This window comes from uncultured Albimonas sp., assembly GCF_963977235.1.
Taxonomy (GTDB): Bacteria; Pseudomonadota; Alphaproteobacteria; order Rhodobacterales; family Rhodobacteraceae; genus Albimonas.
This window is the reverse complement of sequence record NZ_CAXBOD010000048.1, coordinates 1-17,294: the sequence shown is the minus strand read 5'-3', so window position 1 is coordinate 17,294 and position 17,294 is coordinate 1. Positions and strand designations below refer to the sequence as shown.

At 71.8% G+C, this 17,294-nt stretch carries 14 protein-coding genes and 1 tRNA gene; 8 read left to right on the top strand and 7 right to left on the bottom strand.

The window, feature by feature from the left end:
• Positions 1-9 precede the first annotated feature (9 nt).
• From AAC134_RS18045 to AAC134_RS18015, 7 genes are all read left to right on the top strand, one after another.
• A complete protein-coding gene (locus AAC134_RS18045; protein WP_339950518.1) occupies positions 10-1,038 on the top strand; it encodes a cyclase family protein in 1,029 nt (342 codons plus the stop codon).
• A 289-nt stretch (positions 1,039-1,327) separates the two neighbouring features.
• Entirely contained in the window at positions 1,328-2,986 is a 1,659-nt protein-coding gene (locus AAC134_RS18040) for an AMP-binding protein (protein ID WP_339950517.1), read from the top strand.
• The gene (locus AAC134_RS18035; RefSeq protein ID WP_339950516.1) at positions 2,983-3,522 is read left to right on the top strand and encodes a TRAP transporter small permease subunit; all 540 of its coding nucleotides are present in this window, start codon (positions 2,983-2,985) and stop codon (positions 3,520-3,522) included. The genes AAC134_RS18040 and AAC134_RS18035 overlap by 4 nt, the downstream gene beginning before the upstream one ends.
• A complete protein-coding gene (locus AAC134_RS18030) occupies positions 3,519-4,844 on the top strand; it encodes a TRAP transporter large permease (protein WP_339950515.1) in 1,326 nt (441 codons plus the stop codon). Before AAC134_RS18035 ends, AAC134_RS18030 begins: the two co-directional genes overlap by 4 nt.
• Before the next feature lie 224 nt (positions 4,845-5,068).
• Positions 5,069-6,307, top strand: a complete 1,239-nt coding sequence (locus tag AAC134_RS18025; protein WP_339950514.1) for an MFS transporter — start codon at positions 5,069-5,071, stop codon at positions 6,305-6,307.
• Between the two features lie 129 nt (positions 6,308-6,436).
• Positions 6,437-6,520: transfer RNA gene (locus AAC134_RS18020), tRNA-Leu, on the top strand.
• A gap of 49 nt (positions 6,521-6,569) precedes the next feature.
• Positions 6,570-7,502, top strand: coding sequence for an alpha/beta hydrolase (locus AAC134_RS18015; protein WP_339950513.1), 933 nt, complete (start codon positions 6,570-6,572; stop codon positions 7,500-7,502).
• A 27-nt stretch (positions 7,503-7,529) separates the two neighbouring features.
• Here AAC134_RS18015 and AAC134_RS18010 read toward each other — a convergent pair whose 3' ends face one another.
• Positions 7,530-7,880: a DUF2794 domain-containing protein gene (locus tag AAC134_RS18010; protein WP_339950512.1), complete on the bottom strand. Its 351-nt coding sequence runs from the start codon at positions 7,878-7,880 to the stop codon at positions 7,530-7,532.
• Positions 7,881-8,166: 286 nt separating this feature from the next.
• Here AAC134_RS18010 and AAC134_RS18005 point away from each other — a divergent pair, with 286 nt between their 5' ends.
• Positions 8,167-9,696: a gamma-glutamyltransferase family protein gene (locus AAC134_RS18005; protein ID WP_339950534.1), complete on the top strand. Its 1,530-nt coding sequence runs from the start codon at positions 8,167-8,169 to the stop codon at positions 9,694-9,696.
• A 50-nt stretch (positions 9,697-9,746) separates the two neighbouring features.
• Here the strand turns inward: AAC134_RS18005 and sulP are convergent, their stop codons facing one another.
• From sulP to AAC134_RS17975, 6 genes are all read right to left on the bottom strand, one after another.
• A complete protein-coding gene (gene sulP, locus AAC134_RS18000; RefSeq protein WP_339950511.1) occupies positions 9,747-11,507 on the bottom strand; it encodes a sulfate permease in 1,761 nt (586 codons plus the stop codon).
• Positions 11,508-11,545: 38 nt separating this feature from the next.
• Positions 11,546-12,409: an MBL fold metallo-hydrolase gene (locus AAC134_RS17995; RefSeq protein ID WP_339950510.1), complete on the bottom strand. Its 864-nt coding sequence runs from the start codon at positions 12,407-12,409 to the stop codon at positions 11,546-11,548.
• Positions 12,410-12,594: 185 nt separating this feature from the next.
• Positions 12,595-13,296: a thiamine diphosphokinase gene (locus tag AAC134_RS17990; RefSeq protein ID WP_339950509.1), complete on the bottom strand. Its 702-nt coding sequence runs from the start codon at positions 13,294-13,296 to the stop codon at positions 12,595-12,597.
• Positions 13,297-13,302: 6 nt separating this feature from the next.
• Complete coding sequence (locus tag AAC134_RS17985; protein ID WP_339950508.1) at positions 13,303-13,950, bottom strand: glutathione S-transferase C-terminal domain-containing protein; 648 nt, start codon at positions 13,948-13,950, stop codon at positions 13,303-13,305.
• 364 nt (positions 13,951-14,314) lie between these two features.
• A complete protein-coding gene (gene rnr / locus AAC134_RS17980; RefSeq protein ID WP_339950507.1) occupies positions 14,315-16,576 on the bottom strand; it encodes a ribonuclease R in 2,262 nt (753 codons plus the stop codon).
• Between the two features lie 13 nt (positions 16,577-16,589).
• The coding region (locus AAC134_RS17975; RefSeq protein WP_339950506.1) for a hypothetical protein at positions 16,590-17,294 on the bottom strand (705 nt) is incomplete at its 5' end.

Sequence of the window (17,294 nt, the reverse complement as noted above, 5' to 3'; positions counted from 1 at the left end):
GGAAGACCGATGACCAAGCGCTGGACGCGGCGGCCCGAGGGCTCGACCTGGGGCGACTGGGGCCCCGACGACGAGCTGGGCCGGATGAACCTGCTGGGGACCGAACAGGTCCTCAAGGGCGTGGCCGAGGTGAAGGAGGGCCGCGCCTTCCTGCTCTCGCTGCCGCTGGATCTGCCGGGGGGGAACCTTCTCAACCCGCGCCGGCATCCGCCGAGGCTGTTCGCCACCGACCGGGGCGGCGAGCCGTCCTACAACTTCGACGTCTCGCGGCTGGATCCGCGGTTCACCGACGTGATCTCGGACGACGCGGCGCTGATCCACCTGCAGTATTCGACCCAGTGGGACGCGCTGGGTCATGTCGGCGGGCGCTTCGACGCCGACGGGGACGGCGAGGCCGAGGCGCTCTACTACAACGGCTGGCGCGCGGGCGTGGACGTGGTGGGGCCGAGCGGCGCCGAGGCGCCGTTCGAGGGGCCGCAGGCCAGGCGCCTCGGCATCGAGAAGATGGCCGAGACCGCCGTGCAGGGCCGCGCGGTGATGATCGACCTGCGCGCGCACCTGGGCGACGGGCGCACGCTGGTCGACATGGAGATCCTGGGCCGGATCATGGAGGCCGACGGCGTCGCGGTGGAGCCCGGCGACATGGTCTGCCTGCACACCGGCTTCGCCGACCTGATCCGCGGCATGGCCGGCGACCCGGACCCGGAGGTCCTGCACGGCGCCTGCGCCGCGCTCAACGGTCGGGACGAGGCGCTGAAGTCCTGGGTGCGCGACTCGGGCGTGGTGGCGTTGATCGCGGACAACTATGCGGTCGAGGCGCATCCCGCGGCCGAGGGCCACGGCGACTGCTGCGCCTCGCTGCCGCTGCACGAGCTGTGCCTGTTCCAGCTGGGCGTGCACCTGGGCGAGCTGTGGTGGCTGAGCGATCTGGCGGCGCATCTGCGCGCGGCCGGCCGCTCGCGGTTCCTGCTGACCGCGCCGCCGCTGAACCTGCCGGGGGCGGTCGGCTCTCCGGCCTCGCCGGTCGGGACGGTCTGACGGAGGCGCGGAAGCGCCGCGTCGGGCCGGACGCCCGGACCCGCCGGTCCGCGCGCGGCGCGTGGCCGGCGGGGCGCCCGGGAGAGCCGTCTCCGGCGGCCGATGTCGGATGGCAGGGCCGGTCGCGGCGCGCGGGACGAAGGCTTCCCCAACGTTCCGCTCTGCGAAACCTTGTCGCGCGATGAAGTCCGGACGACCGATTGACCCGGTTGGGCCGCATGGATAGCGTTCGCCTCCGATCCGCGCAGAGACGCGGGCTCGTCTCCGATACGCCGCGGGAGGGGCGACGATGTCTTCAGCGTCCTGGCTCTCAGACCTGCTTGCGCGCAACGCGGCCGCGGCGGCGTCTCGCGGGGACTCGATCCCGCAGATGTGGGCGCGCGCGCCCGCCGAGGCGCCCTGCCTGATCCTGCCCGACCGCACCCTGAGCTATGGCGAGATCGATGCGGCCGCCCGGCGCGCCGCCTCGGGCCTCGCGTCGCTGGGAGTGGTCGAGGGCGACCGGGTCGCCTGCTGGCTGCCCAACCTTCCCGAATACCTGGTGACCTTTCTCGCCTGCTGCCGGCTGGGCGCGGTCTGCGTGGCGGTGAACACGCGCTATCGCTCGGTCGAGGTGGCCGACATCGTGGGACGCTCGGGCGCCCGTGTGCTGGTGCTGGCGCCGGGCTTCCGGGGGATCGATTTCGCCGCCATCCTCGAGGACGTGGACCCGGCGCAGGTTCCCGCGCTGGAAACGCTGGTGACCGTGGGCGAGGTCCCCGAGCCCGTCGCCCTTGGAGCGGCGAAGGTCGCGCCCTGGGAGGCGCTCGACGCCGCGCCGCCGATGGACGAGAGCCACGGCGCGCCCGGCTCCCCCTGCAAGGTGTTCACCACCTCGGGCACCACCTCCGGGCCGAAGTTCGTGCTGCACGCGCAGGCGACGCTGTCCCGGCACGGTCGGGACTCCGGCGCGGCGATGGGGCTGGCGGCGGAGGACTCGGTGCTGCTGCAGGCGATCCCGTTCTGCGGGGTGTTCGGCATGGCCCAGATTATGGCCGCGGCGGCCTGGGGGCGGCCCTCGGTGCTGCCGCCGGCGTTCGATGCGGGCCAGGCCGTGGCGCTGATGGCCGAGCACAGGGTCACCCACGCCAACGGCGGCGACGACATGATGGACCGGCTGCTGGCCGCGTCCGGCGACGCGCTGAACCCCGAGTTCCGCCATTTCGGCTACGCCCGCTTCAATCCCGCGCTCGACGACGTGGCCGAGCGGGCGAGCGCCGCGGGGATCTCGATCGTCGGGCTCTACGGGATGTCGGAGTGCATGGCCCTCTACTCGTTCCAGCCCGTCGACGCGCCGATGGCGCGGCGCAAGATGGGCGGCGGCGTGCCGGTCTCGCCCGAAGCAGGCGCCCGCGTGCGCGACCCCGAGACCGGCGAGATCCTGCCGCCGGGCGACCGGGCGGGGGAGCTCGAGCTGACCGGCCCCTCGATCATGCTGGGCTACCTGTTCAACGACGCGGCCACCGAGAAGACCTTCACGCCGGACGGCTGGCTGAAGACCGGGGACCTGGCGACGGCGACCGAGGACGGGGGTTTCGTGTTCCTCAACCGGATGGGCGACGCGCTGCGGCTGGGCGGGTTCCTGACCGACCCGCGCGAGATCGAGACCCACCTGATGACCCATCCCGACGTCGAGGCCTGCCAGGTCGTCGGCGTGCAGGCCGGGGGCAAGCCCCGGGCCGCGGCCTTCGTGATCGCGCGCGCGGGCGCGGCGGTCGACGAGGCCGCGCTGATCGCCCATTGCGACGGGCGGCTGGCGAAGTTCAAGGTTCCCGCCCGCGTGTTCGTGGTCGAGCGGTTTCCCGTGACCCCGAGCGCCAATGGCGAGAAGATCCAACGCAACCGGCTGCGGGAGACCGCCCAGGCGGCGGTCGACGCGGCCGTAGAGAAACGGAACCCCGTGTCATGAACCTGATCGAGCGCGCCATACGCGCCGTCTCCTCCGTCGTGATGGCGTTGGCGGCGGTGGCGCTGATCCTGATGATGCTGATGGTGACGCTGGACGTCGTGGGGAAGTACATCTTCACCGCGCCGGTGCCGGTCACCCTGGAGATGGTCTCCAACTACTACATGGTCGCGGTGGTGTTCCTGCCGATGGCCGCGGTCGAGCTGTGGGGCGGGCATATCCATGTCGAGCTGATCCACGCCCGCCTGCCCCGCGTCGGCCGGCGGATCCTCGACGTCACCGCCCATGCGCTCGCCTTCCTGTTCTTCGCCATGCTGACCGTCTTCGGATGGGAGGTCGCCATGGAGAAGTTCGAGGTCGGCGAGTACCTGATGGGCCAGTACTCGCTGGTGATCTGGCCGAGCCGCTTCCTGGTGCCGCTGGGCTGCGGGCTGATCGCGGCGCTGCTGATCCTCAAGACCGTGCGCTCGGCCATCCAGCTGGCGCGGCCGGACCTCGACCCTGACGACCAACCCTCTGCGCACGGAGCGACCGAGTGAGCGACCTGGATCCCGAACTCCTGGGCGGCATCGGCATCGTCGTGCTGATGGCGATGATCTTCCTGCGCGTGCCGGTGGGCGTCGCGCTGGGCTGCGTCAGCGCGGGGGGCATCTACCTGATCCTGGGGCCGCGCGCCTCGATCGGGATGCTCTCCGAGATCCCCTACGACTTCACGGCCCACTGGTCGCTGTCGTCGATCCCGATGTTCCTGCTGATGGGCTATTTCTGCTTCCACGCGGGATTGACCGAGGGGCTGTTCCGCCTCGCCCGGATGTGGCTGTCATGGCTGCCGGGGGGGCTGTCGATCGCCTCGATCCAGGGGGCGGCGCTGTTCTCGGCCGTCACCGGCTCCTCGCTCGCCTGCACCGCGGCGATGGGGCGGATCGCGGTGCCCGAGATGATCAAGGCGGGCTACGACAAGGGGCTCGCCACCGGCACGGTCGCGGCGGCAGGCACCATCGGCTCGATGATCCCGCCCTCGATCCTGCTGATCCTCTACGGCATCTTCGTCGAGCAGCCGATCGGCGCCCTGTTTCTGGCGGCCTTCCTGCCGGGCGTGCTGACCGGGGTGATGTATTCGATCATGGTCTGCGTGCGCTCGATCGTGACGCCGGGGCTGGCGCCCTCGACCAAGGACGAGGTCTATTCCTGGGAAGACCGGATCCTCGCGATCAAGGACACCTGGCCCGTGGGCCTGCTGGTGCTCGGCGTGTTCGGGGGCCTGTTCTCGGGCGTGTTCACGCCGACCGAGGCCGGCGCCGTGGGCGCGTTCCTGGCCTTCCTGATCGCCTGCCTGAAGCGCACGATGAACTGGCACGCCTTCCGCGAGGCGGTGACCGAGACCCTGCGCTCGACCGCCTCGATCTTCGTGATCGCCATCGGCGCGCAGCTGCTGACCCGGTTCTTCGCCCTGTCGGGGGTGACGGACATCCTGGCCGACTTCATCTCGGGGGCGGGGTATTCGCAGCTTCAGGTGGTTCTGCTGATCTCGGTGGCGCTGCTGATCCTGGGGATGCTGCTCGATCCGATCGGCATCATGCTGCTGACCATCCCGATCCTGCTGCCGGTGCTCGAGAGCCAGTCGATCAACCTGATCTGGTTCGGCGTGCTGATGGCCAAGTTCCTGGAGGTGGGCTTCATCACCCCGCCGGTGGGGCTGAACGTGTTCGTGGTCAAGGGGATCGTGGGCGACCTCGTGCCGACCCACACGATCTTCAAGGGCATCGCCTGGTTCGTGGTGATGGACGCGATCACCATCGCCCTGCTGATCGCCTTCCCCTCGATCATCCTGTGGCTGCCGACCACGCTGGGCCTGATCTGAGCGCGGCCCGCCCGCGCCGCTGATCCCGGCCAAGACCCGAGGGCCGGGGGGAGCGATCCCCCCGGCCCTTTTCGCTTCGCGGGCCATTGTCGTTTCCCCCCCAGGCCCATTCCACGGCGCGCCGCCGGAAAATACGGTTGCCTTCCGGTCGACGCCATGATTGCCTGCCGCTCGGCAAGTAGACGGAGGGTCCCTCCCCCGCCGCGCCGAACGGACTTCGCGCCATGCTCCGCATCTCTCCCGCCCTGCGTCCCGTGATGCCGATCCTGATCGGCGCCTCGCTGATGCTGACGCTGACCATGGGGCTGCGGCAGAGCCTGGGGCTGTTCCTGCCCGCGATCACCACCGACACGGCGGTGACCGTCACCCAGTTCACGCTCGCCATCTCGATCCAGAACCTGTGCTGGGGGGTGTTCCAGCCGCTGGCCGGCGCCGCGGTGCCGCGGATCGGCTACCGGCCGGTGATGGTCACCGGGGCCGTGGCCTACGCGATCGGGCTGGCGCTGATGTCCACGGCGCAGGGCTTCTGGATGCTGGTGCTCGGCGCGGGGGTGCTGATCGGGCTCGGGATGGCCTGCGCCTCGATGGCCATGGCGATGGCGGTGACGGCGCGGTCGGTTCCGGCCTCGGTCCGCTCGATGGCGCTGGGCTGCGTCTCGGCGGCGGGCTCGCTGGGGGCGCTGATCGCGGCGCCGCTGGGCCAGGGGCTGATGCAGGCGCTGGACTGGCGCGCAGCGGTGATCGGCTTTGCGGTGCTGGCGATGCTGATCCTGCCCGCGGCGTGGAGCGCGGGCAAGGTCGACCGCCTGGCGATGCCGCCCAGCGGCCCGGGCGACTCGGCCGACAAGCTCAGCGCCCGCGGAGCCCTGGCGATGGCCGGGCGCGACCCGCGCTTCCTGGTGATGACCGGGGCCTATTTCGTCTGCGGCATGCAGCTGGTGTTCCTGACCACCCACCTGCCCGCCTATCTCGAGCTCTGCGGCGCCGACCCGATGCTGGGCGCCACCGCGCTCGGCGTGATCGGCGGGTTCAACGTCCTCGGCTCGCTGTTCTTCGGCTGGGCCGGGGGGCGGTGGTCCAAGCAGGCGCTGCTGGGCGGGATCTACATGGCCCGCAGCCTGGTGATGGCGTGGTTCTTCATGCAGTGGCCCACGCCGACCAACACGGTGATCTTCGCGGCCCTGATGGGGTTCCTGTGGCTGGGGGTGGGGCCGCTGGTCTCGGGCTCGGTCGCCGAGACCTTCGGCCTGCGCTGGCAGGCGATGCTGCAGGGCACGGCCTTCATGTTCCACCAGGCCGGCAGCTTCCTGGGCGCGCTGGGGGGCGGCATCGCCTTCGATCTGCTGGGCGACTACGACCTGGCGGTGGCCTTCGGCGTTGGCCTGGGGCTGACGGCGGGCGCGATCCAGACGACGGTGGCGCTGGCGGGCCGACCGCCCTCGGCCCCGCTGCGCCCGGCATGAGCGCGCCCCGGGCCACACGCCCCGCCCTCGAGACGCGCCGCGGGCCGGACGCCCGCCAGATGCGCGCGGCCCGACGCGGCGCCTTGCGAAACCCGCGTCCGCCGTGCAATTTCCGCCCGCTCGCGCCCTGCCCGGGTGGCGGAATGGTAGACGCAGCGGTCTCAAACACCGCGGCCGAAAGGCGTGGGGGTTCGAGTCCCCCCCCGGGCACCAGCGCGCTCCGCGGACGCTCCCTTTGCGAAGCCTTCTGCGGAAATCCCCGATGACGCTTGATCCAGACGCGGCGAAGGTGCTCGAGGCGCTGGCCGCCCGTCCCTCGCTCGACACGCTCTCGCCCAAGCAGGCGCGCGAGGTCTATGCCGCCGGCCGCGCCGCCTCGACCGCCGCGCCCACCGCGGTCGAGATCGTGCGCGACCTGACGCTCCCCGGGCCCGCCGGCCCGATCCCCGCGCGCCTCTACCGTCCCGCAGCGGAGAACGCCGGCGCCCTGCCCGCGCTGGTCTTCTTCCATGGCGGCGGCTGGGTGATCGGCAATCTCGACTCCCATGACGGGCTGTGCCGCCGCCTCGCCGCCGGCTCGGGCTGCGCGGTGATCGCCATCGACTACCGCATGGGCCCCGAGCACCGCTTCCCCGCCGCCGTCGAGGATGCCGAGGCCGCCGTCCGCGCCGTCCACGCGCAGGCCGCAGAGCTCGGCGTCGACCCCGAGCGTCTTGCCGTCGGCGGCGACAGCGCCGGGGGCAACCTCGCGACCGTCGTCGCCCTGATCCTGCGCGACCGGGGCGGGCCGGCGCTGCGCTGGCAGATGCTGATCTATCCCGCCACCGACTTCGCCATGGACACCCCCAGCCAGGCCGAGTTCGCCACCGGCCATTTCCTGACCGCGGACCTGCAGCGCTGGTTCCATTCCCACTACCTCGACGAGGCCGACAAGGCCGACTGGCGCGCCTCGCCCGCCCGGGCCAAGAGCCTCGCCGGTCTGCCCCCCGCCTTCGTGCTGACCGCCAGCCACGACCCGCTGCGCGACGAGGGCGAGGCCTACGCCGCCCGGCTCGCGGCCGAGGGGGTGCGGGCCGAGCTGTGGCGCGTCCCCGGCCAGATCCACGGGTTCATGCCGCTCGATGCGATGATCGCCGCGGCGCCGGAGGCCGCGGCCGTGCTGGCGCGGCGCCTGAGGATGGAGATGTTCGCCTGAGGGGGACCCGAAGCGGTCCGGGGGTCGTCAGTCGTCGACCGCCCGGATCAGCTTGGCGTCGAACACCCGCAGCGCCTGGCGCAGGTCGTGGCCGCGCTTGAGGATGCGGCCGTCCATGCCGATCACCGAATACTGGCCCTGCTTCTGGGACAGTTTGGGGCGTTTCTCGACCCGGTAGATCGGATGCTCGGCCGAGCGGCGGAAGATCGAGAACACCGCCACCTCCTTGAGCATGTCGATCCCGTAGTCCCGCCACTCTCCCGCGGCGACGAAGCGCCCGTAGACGGTCAGGATCGCCGACAGTTCGGCGCGGTCGAAGGCGACGCGCTCGGGCGCCTGGCGGGGTGGGTTGGACCCGGGAGGAACCACATGCAGCATGACACGAAGATGACGATCCCCCGGCCGCATGGCAAGCCTCGCGCGCAGCGTTTCGCATTCCCCCCCTCCCCGCCGACGCGCTCGCTGAGCTTCCACGCTGCGGGATCGACGTTGCAAGGGCCGGAAATCGCCCGCTAGTGTGGGTCCGGTCTCCGTTCGCGATGCGCGCGGAGCGTTTCCCGATACGACTTCCCCCCACGACAGGAGTCCGCCCGTGACCGCCGCCATCCCCCGCGCCCGCGACTTCCACCTGCCCGGCCGCTCGGCCGCCTACGGCGCGAACGGCATGGCCGCCACCTCGCACCCCATCGCCAGCAAGACCGCGGTCGAGATCCTGGAAGGCGGCGGCAACGCCGTCGACGCCGCCATCGCCGCCGCCCTCGTCTGCGGCATCGGCGAGCCCGCGATGACCGGCATCGGCGGCGACATGTTCGCGCTGATCCACAAGGAGGGCGAGGAGGTGATCGGCCTCAACGCCTCGGGCCGCGCGCCCTCGGGCCTCTCGGCCGCGGCGCTGCGCGGGGCGGGGCTGAGCGCCATGCCCGACAAGGACGCGCGCTCGGTGACCGTTCCGGGCGCCATCGACGGGTTCTGCCGGCTGTCGGCGGACCACGGTCGGCTGGGGCTCGACCGGATCCTCGCCCCCGTGATCCGCTACGCCGAGGAGGGCATTCCCGCCGCCCCCCGCGTCGCCTTCGACTGGAAGACCGCCGCCGACCGGCTGACCGGCGCGGCGCGCAGCCACTACCTCGAGAACGACGGCCCGCTCGCCCCCGGCCGGATCTTCCGCGCCCCCGGCCAGGCCGAGGTGCTGCGGCGCGTCGCGAAAGAGGGCCGCGCCGGCTTCTACGAGGGCGAGGTGGCCCAGGACATGGTGGCCAGCCTCACCGCGCTGGGCGGCGCCCACACGCTCGAGGATTTCGCCGCCACCGCCTGCGACTACGTGGACCCGATCGCGGGCGCCTACCGCGGGACCGAGCTGGTGGAGCTGCCGCCCAACGGCCACGGCGCCACCGCGATCCTGCTCGCGAAGATCCTGGCGCATTTCGACCTCGCGGCCCTCGACCCGTTCGGGATCGAGCGCGCGCATCTCGAGGCCGAGGCCACCAAGCTCGCCTATGACGCGCGCAACCGCATCATCGGCGACCCCCAGCACGCCGAGATCCGGCTGGCGCATATGGTCGCCGATGAGACCGCCAAGAAGCTCGCCGCCCTGATCGACCCCAAGAAGGCGATGTCCAGCGTGACCGAGATCTCGGAGTCGGTGCACAAGGAGACGATCTACCTGACCGTCGTGGACCGGGACCTGACCAAGGTCTCGCTGATCTACTCGATCTTCCACAACTTCGGCTCGGGGCTCGCGTCGGACCGCTTCGGGATCCTGTTCCAGAACCGGGGCATGGGCTTCACGCTCGAGGAGGGCCACCCCAACGAGGCCGCGCCCGGCAAGCGGCCGCTGCACACGATCATCCCCGCGATGCTCAAGCAGGGCGGAGAGGTGACCACGACCTACGGCGTGATGGGCGGCGCCTACCAGCCCTGCGGCCACGCGCGCGTGCTCTCGAACCTGGTCGACTTCGGGATGGAGCCGCAGGCCGCCATCGACGCGCCGCGCTGCTTCTCGGACGTGGGCGGGCTGAGCGTCGAGCGGGGCTATTCCTCGGAGGTGCGCGTCGGGCTCGCCGAGATGGGCCACCAGGTCTCGGTCCCCGAGACGCCGATCGGCGGCGCCCAGATGATCGTCATCGACCGGGAGAACGGGGTGCTGGTCGGCGCCTCGGATCCCCGCAAGGACGGCTGCGCCCTCGGGCTCTGAGGGCGACGACGGGGGCGCGTCCGGCGACGGGCGCGCCTTTTGCGCGCCCGCTAGCCGACGGCCTTGGCCGTCTCGCAACGGGGGCTGCGCAGGGCGGCGGCGGCGATCTCGGGGCGCAGGGCCTGGATCGCGTCGAACTGGGTCAGGAACACCCGGCCGGTCAGCTCGTCGAGGAAATGGGTCTTCTTCAGCCGGTCCATCACCGGGCCCTTCACCTCCGAGAGGTGCAGCGTCACCCCCGCATCCTTCAGACGGCGGTTGATCTCCTCGAGGCTTTCGAGCGCCGAGGCGTCGATGCTGTTCACCGCGGGGCACATCAGCACGATGTCGCGCAGCACGCAGTCGCCGGCCACCAGGTCCAGCAGCTTGTCCTCGAGAAACCGGGCGTTGGGAAACCACAGGCTCTCGTCCACGCGCAGGGTGGTGAGGTCGGGCGCCGTCACCACATGGTGGCGGTCGACGTTGCGGAAATGCTCTGTGCCCGGCACCTGGCCGACGATGGCGCAATGGGGCTGCGAGGTCCGCCACAGGTGCAGCCCGATCGAGACCGAGACCCCCGCGATCACCCCCGCCTCGACCCCCAGCAGCCAGGTCAGGCCGATGGTGGCCATCGCCGCCAGCGCGTCGGGGCGCGAATACACCCAGGTCCGCCGGATCGAGCCGAAGTCGACCAGGCTCAGCACCGCCACGATGATCGTGGCGGCCAGCGTGGCGACCGGCAGGAAGTGCAGCAGCGGCGTCAGGAACAGGGTGGCGAGCGCGATGCCCCCCGCCGTGAAAGCGCCCGCCGCCGGCGTCTGCGCGCCCGCGTCGAAGTTCACGACCGAGCGCGCGAACCCGCCCGTCACCGGATAGCCCCCGGTGAACGCCGCCCCGAGGTTGGCCGCGCCCAGCCCGATCAGCTCCTGGTCCGGGCGAATGCGCTGGCGGCGCTTGGCGGCCAGCGTCTGGGCGACCGAGACGCTCTCGACAAAGCCGATCACCGAGATCAGCAGCGCCGAGCCCAGCAGCGAGGTCCACAACCCCAGGTCCAGCGGCGGCGCAGAGAGGGAGGGCAGCCCCGAGGGCACGTCTCCCACGATGGCGACCCCCCTGCCGGACAGGTCGAACCCCCAGGAGAGCAGCGTGGTGACGGCGACCGCCGCCACCGGCCCGGCCTTGGCCAGCGCGTCGGCAAGACGCGGCCCCACCCCGCGCGCGATCAGCAGCGGCTTCAGCGAGCGGCGCGCCCAGAACAGGAACCCCGCCGCCGCCGCGCCGATGGCAAAGGTGATCGCGTTGGCCGAGGGGATCGCCTGCGCCAGGCCCCAGACCGTCTCGGGCAGCGAGCCGCCCGCGACCTCGACCCCCAGGACATGCTTCACCTGGCTGGCGGCGATGATCACGCCCGAGGCGGTGATGAACCCCGCCACCACCGGATGCGAGAGGAAGTTCGCCAGGAACCCCAGCTTCAGCGCCCCCATCGCCACCAGCATCAGCCCCGAGAGCAACGCCAGCGCCATGGCCGCGCCGTAGTATTCGGGCGTCCCGACCTCGGCCACCTGCCCCACCGCGGTCGCCGTCATCAGCGAGACCACCGCCACCGGCCCCACCGCCAGCGCCCGCGAGGTCCCGAACACCGCATAGAGGACCAGCGGCGCGATCGAGGCGTAGAGCCCGACCTCCGGCGGCAGGCCCGCGATCATCGCATAGGCCAGCGACTGGGGGATCAGCATGATCGTGACGATGACCGCGGCCATCAGGTCGCCGCCGAAGGTCTCCCGGTCGTAGCGCGCACCCCACTCCAGGATCGGCAGACAGCGTTTCAGCATGGGTCCTCGGGACGGATTGGAGCGGGAGGGAGCGAGGCTCAGAGCTTGTTGATCGGCACCTTGAGGTAGACGGCCCCGTCCTCCTCGGCCGGCGGCATCCGCCCGGCGCGCATGTTCACCTGGATCGAGGGGATGATCAGCTTCGGCATGCCGAGCTGCGCGTCCCGCTCGGTGCGCATGCGGATGAAATCCTCCTGCGTGGCGTCGCCCCCGACATGGACGTTCTTCGCCTTCTGCTCGCCGACGGTGGATTCCCAGGCGTAGGCGTCGCGGCCCGGCGCCTTGTAGTCGTGGCAGGTGAAGATGCGGGTCGCGTCGGGCAGGCTCAGGATCTTCTGGACCGAGTCCCACAGGGTCTCGGCCGAGCCGCCGGGAAAGTCGCAGCGCGCCGTGCCGAAATCGGGCTGGAACAGCGTGTCGCCGACAAAGGCCGCGTCCCCGATCACGTAGGTCAGGCAGGCGGGCGTGTGGCCGGGGGTGTGCAGCGCGACCCCCTCGAGCGCGCCGATGGCGAAGCGGTCCTGCTCCCTGAACAGGCGGTCGAACTGGGAGCCGTCGCGCTCGAACTCGGTGCCCGCGTTGAAGATCTTGCCGAAGGTGTCCTGGACGACGCGGATGTTCTCGCCGATGCCGATCCGGCCGCCCAGCGCCTTCTGGATGTAGGGCGCGGCCGAGAGGTGGTCGGCGTGCACGTGGCTTTCCAGCAGCCACTCCACGCGCAGCCCCTGCGCCTTCACCCAGGCGATGATCTCGTCGGCCGAGTCGGTCGAGGTGCGCCCCGCGGCATTGTCGAAATCGAGCACCGAATCGACGATGGCGCAGGCGGTCGAGCTTGGATCCCTGACGACATAGCTGACCGTGTTGGTCGGCTCGTCGAAGAAGGCGGTCACGTCAGGTCGCATGGATCGCTCCGGGGTCGGGCAAGGGTCGGGCATGGGTCGGAACACAGAGATAGGAATGAATTCCGTTTCTGGAATGAGTAATTCCGTCGCAATCTAGTGTAGAATGCGCGCAGGCCGCGGTCATCCCCTGCCGTGCGGCCGGGAAGCGACGATTTTCAGGGGGGAATGCTCCGCCCGCGGCGGGGTCAGTCGGCCGGCGCCTCGTCGAGCGAGGCGACGCTCTCGGCCAGGAACCGCCGCTCGACCATCACCACCGCGGCGCGACGGTCGAGGTCGAGGCCCACGCGCGCGGTCTCGGCCCGGTTCGACGTGCCGATGCGGGTCTCGGGACCGAGCGCGAGGTTGTCGAGCGGCCAGGTCAGGCCGGTGGAGGCAAGCCCGGTGCACGGTCCCATCGGGAAGATCGAGACCCGCGCCCCCGGCGCGAGGCGCGCCCGCCAGCGCAGGGGGGCGAGGAAGGCCAGATCCTCGCGCCCCGCCAGCAGGATGCGCCGGTCGGGATGGGTCAGCAGCGCATGCAGCGCGGCCAGCGAGTGGTCGAGCCGCCCGCCGAGGAACCCCGCGCAGAGATACAGCGGCGCGCGGGTCAGACGCAGGCACTTGCCCAGATCGGTGCTCTCCTGCTCGGGCTCATGCAGGAAGCGGGGGCCGAGGCGGGCGCGCCAGCCCGCAGAGTCGGCGATGGAATCCATGTCGCCGATCACGGCGTCGGGGGGCTCGGCCGCGCTCAGCCGGTCGACGCCCCCGTCGGCCGCGACGACGGCGCCGCAGAGGGGGCGCAGCTCGGCGATCAGGCCGGGCGGAACCGGCCCCCCGCCCACCAGCAGCACCGGCCGGTCGTAGACCAGCGGCAGCGCGGGCGCGGGGGGGGAGGCCGGGACGCTCACCTGCGCTCAGGCCGCCGGCGGCACATAGCGCTGCAGGGACGGGCGGTCCTTGAGCGCGGCCTGCCAGCGCAGGGTGGCGGTGTGGGCCTCGGGCACGCGGGTCTTGGCCACCCGCATGAAATCGAGCGCGATGAAGGCGTTGATGTCGGCCATCGTGAAACGGTCGCCGGCGAGGAACGGGCTTTCGGCCAGGCGCGCCTCGACCACCTCGAGCCCCTTGGCGAGCGGCCGGCGGTGCCATTCCGACATCACCGGCTCCTGCACCTCGAGCGCGGCCATCGCGGGGTGCGAGTGGCGGAACACATAGGCGGCGGGCAGCATGATCATGAACTCGACGCGGCGGTTCCACTGCTCGATCCGGGCGAGCTCGATGGGGGTCGCGCCCATCAGGTTCGGCTCTGGGTAGAGGCCCTCGAGCAGGCGGCAGATCGCCATGGTCTCGGTCAGCGTGCTCCCGTCGGAAAGCTCCAGCGCCGGCAGGTGATGGGTTCCGAACTTCGCCAGGTGCTCCGGCTCGAAATGGGCGCGGGTGGCGAGCTCGATCTCGACCTTGGGGATCTCGACGCCCTTCTCGACGAGGAAGGCGTTGACCCGGCGCGGGTTCGGGGCGGTCGAGCAGGTCACCAGGCGGACGGGGGTGGGGCTGTCGGTCAAGTCGGAATCCTCCCATTGCTTTGCGCGCGAGAGTGCCTTTCGCGCGGGCGAAAGGGAACCGGGGACGGAGGCGCCCTGCGGGCGGGCTTGGGCCCTCGGCTGGCGGCGCTGACGCCAGCCAAGGGCGGGGAACCGCTCCCGACTCACCAGCAAACAGGCCCCGCGCCTGTTTCCCGGATCCGTCTCTCGCTTCCGATGCCTGAGCGACTCGGCCCCCACGTTCAAGGACAAGCCGCCTGCGGCGGTCGCCTGCGGCGATCCTTGAGCGTGGGGGCCGAGTCGCTCTGATCGGCATCCGCGAGAGACGGCTCCGGGAAACAGGCGCTTTGCGAGGGCGATTGGCGTCGCGCCCGGGCGCGCGCCGTCAGCCGCGGCGCTTCTTGCGGGCGTGCTTGGCGCGGGCCTTGGTGGCGGAGCTGACCTTCTTGCGCGGGGCGCGGCCGCGGGCGCCGCGGCGGGGGGCGGCGTCGTCGCCCTCGATCTCCAGAAGCTCCAGCAGCAGGCCGCCGGTGACCGGCACCGCCTCGGCCAGACGCACCCGGCAGCGCTGGCCCATGCCGATCACGCGGCCCGAATCCTCGCCTGTCAGCGTGTGGGTCTCGGGGTCGTGGCGGAACCACTCGCGTCCCAGGCTGGCGATGGGGACCAGGCCGTCGGCGCCGGTCTCGTCAAGCTTCACGAACAGGCCGAAGCGCGCGACCCCGGCGACGCGGCCGGAGAACTCGGCCCCCACCCGATCGGAGAGGTAGGCGGCGAGATAGCGGTCGTTGGTGTCCCGCTCGGCCGTCATCGAGCGACGCTCGGTGAACGAGATGTGCTCGCCGGTCTCCTTGAGGACCTCGATCTCCTCGCCGGTCTGGCCGTCGTTTCCCCAGTCGTGCGCGGCGATCAGCGCGCGGTGCACGACCAGGTCGGCGTAGCGGCGGATCGGCGAGGTGAAATGCGCATAGGCCCGCAGATTCAGGCCGAAGTGGCCCAGGTTGTCGGGCGAGTAATAGGCCTGCGTCTGGGAGCGCAGCACGGTGAGGTTGATCAGTTCGGCGAACTCGGACCCGGCGGCCTGGTGCAGCAGCCGGTTGAACAGCGCGGGCCGGATCGCCTGCGACTTCGAGAGGGTCATCCCGCAGCTCTCGGCCACGTCGCGCAGGGTGTCGAGCTTGTCCTGGCCGGGCTCCTCGTGGACGCGCAGCAGGTGGGGGCGGCGTCTGGCTTCCAGAGTCTCGGCGGCGCAGACGTTGGAGAGGATCATGAACTCCTCGATCAGCCGGTGCGCCTCCAGCCGGTCGCGGAAGCCGACCGAGGCGACATTGCCGTCCTCGTCCAGCTTGATGCGCCGTTCGGGCAGGTCGAGGTCGAGGGGCTGGCGACGCTCCCGCGCCTTCGCCGCCGAATCGTAGGCGGCGTAGAGATCGGCGACGGCCTTGAGATGCGGCTCGACCTCAGGCCCCGGGTTTCCGTCGGCGGCCGCCTGCACCTGCTCGTAGGTCAGGGAGGCGGGCGAGCGCATCAGCGCGCGGTGGAAATCGTGATCGAGCTTCGACCCGTCCTCGGAGAGCACCATGCGCAGGGCGATGCAGGGGCGATCCTCGCCCGCGACCAGCGAGCAGAGATCGGCCGAGAGCTCCTCGGGCAGCATCGGGACGACGCGGTCGGGGAAGTAGGTGGAGTTGCCGCGCAGCCGCGCCTCGCGGTCGAGCGGCTGGCCGGGGCGGACGTAGTGGGCGACGTCGGCGATGGCGACCCAGACGATGTGGCCGCCGGGGTTCTTGGGATCGGGGTCGGGCAGCGCGCAGACCGCGTCGTCGTGGTCGCGCGCGTCGGCGGGGTCGATGGTGACCAGGGCCAGGTGGCGCAGGTCCTCGCGGCCCTTGAGCGAGGTGACCGGCTCGGCGGCCGCGGCGGCCTCGGTCACCCGTTCGGGGAAGGCGTCGGGGATGCCCTGCTCGTGAATCGCGATCAGCGAGAAGCTGCGGGCGGACCCCGGCGAGCCGAGCCGGTCGAGCACGCGCGCGCGCGGCAACGCCAGCTCGCGGTTGCGGCGGATCTGGCCGATCTGCTCGGCCTCGACCAGCTCGCCGTTCTCGGCCTCGCCGGCGTCGCGGGCGGCGACGATCCACTCGCGCTGGTCGCCCTTCGAGACGGGGACCAGCCGGCCGCCGCCGTCGGGCGCCTGGCGGAAGATCGCGAGGATCTTGCGCGGGCCGGCGCCGATCTTCTTGATCACCTTGCCGACATAGCCGTGATCCTCGTCGGCGACGGGGGTCACGCGGGTCAGCAGGCGGTCGCCGGGGCCGGGCGCGGGGCCGCGGGAGCCGGGCTGGATCAGCACCTTGGGCGCCGGCTCGTCGCGGTCCCAGTCCTGGGGCGTGGCGAACAGGTCGCCGTTGTGGTCGGGCTCCTGCACCACCAGCACCGCGACGGGGGGCAGGTGACCGGGGGCCGCGAAGCTGCGGCCGGGGCGCTTCTCGATCACCCCCTCGTCGGTCAGCTCGCGCAGCAGGTCCTTGAGCTGCACGCGCTCGACCCCCTTCAGCCCGAACGCGCGCGCAAGGTCGCGCTTGCCGGACTTTTCAGGGTTCTGGCGAATGAAGTCGGCGAGGGTGTCTTTGTCGGGAACTCGGCTCATTGGGCGCGCGGTATCACGGACCGGGCCGCTCCACCAGCGAAACGAAGAAACCCGCGATCAGCAGGGTCGCGTCAGGCGCGCCGGCGGGGGCGGGCGGGCCGAAGCCGTCGCCCTCGCGGCCCTGGTCGGGGGCGCCGGGCCAGCGGTGGCCCATGCGCGCGATCAGCCACTGCATCATCGGGGCCTGGCAGGCGAACCAGATGCGCTTGCGCCCCAGTCCGCCGGGCAGCGTCTCGTCGAGCGGCGCCCGGCAGTCGTTGAGCGCCGAGAGCGAGGAGATCGTGCGCCCGACCGAGGCCAGCGCCCCGGCGCCCACCTTGCGGTCCGAGCGGGACTGGCCGCCGTGGAACGGGACGGCGGGGTCCTCGGTCCCGTTGAACACCAGGATCGGGGTGGGGCGGCCCTGGCCGCAGTGCAGCGAGGCCGGCCACGAGGCGCCGACGATGGCCGCGCCCATCGCCAGCCCCGGCGCCTCGCACAGCGTGCGCAGGACCATGGCCCCGCCCTCGCCAAACCCCGCCAGCACGATGCGGGAGGGATCGGCGAGCCCGTCCTGCGCCAGCTTGCCCGCCAGCGCGCGCAGGAAGGCGACGTCAGGGATGCGCACCGCCTCGCCCCCGTCGACGCGCCGGCGGCCGGCGTTCCAGGTGCGCGAGCCGCCCTCGGGGTAGACGCGCAGCCAGTCGCGGAACGGCTCGGCGCGCTCGAGGGCGGCGAG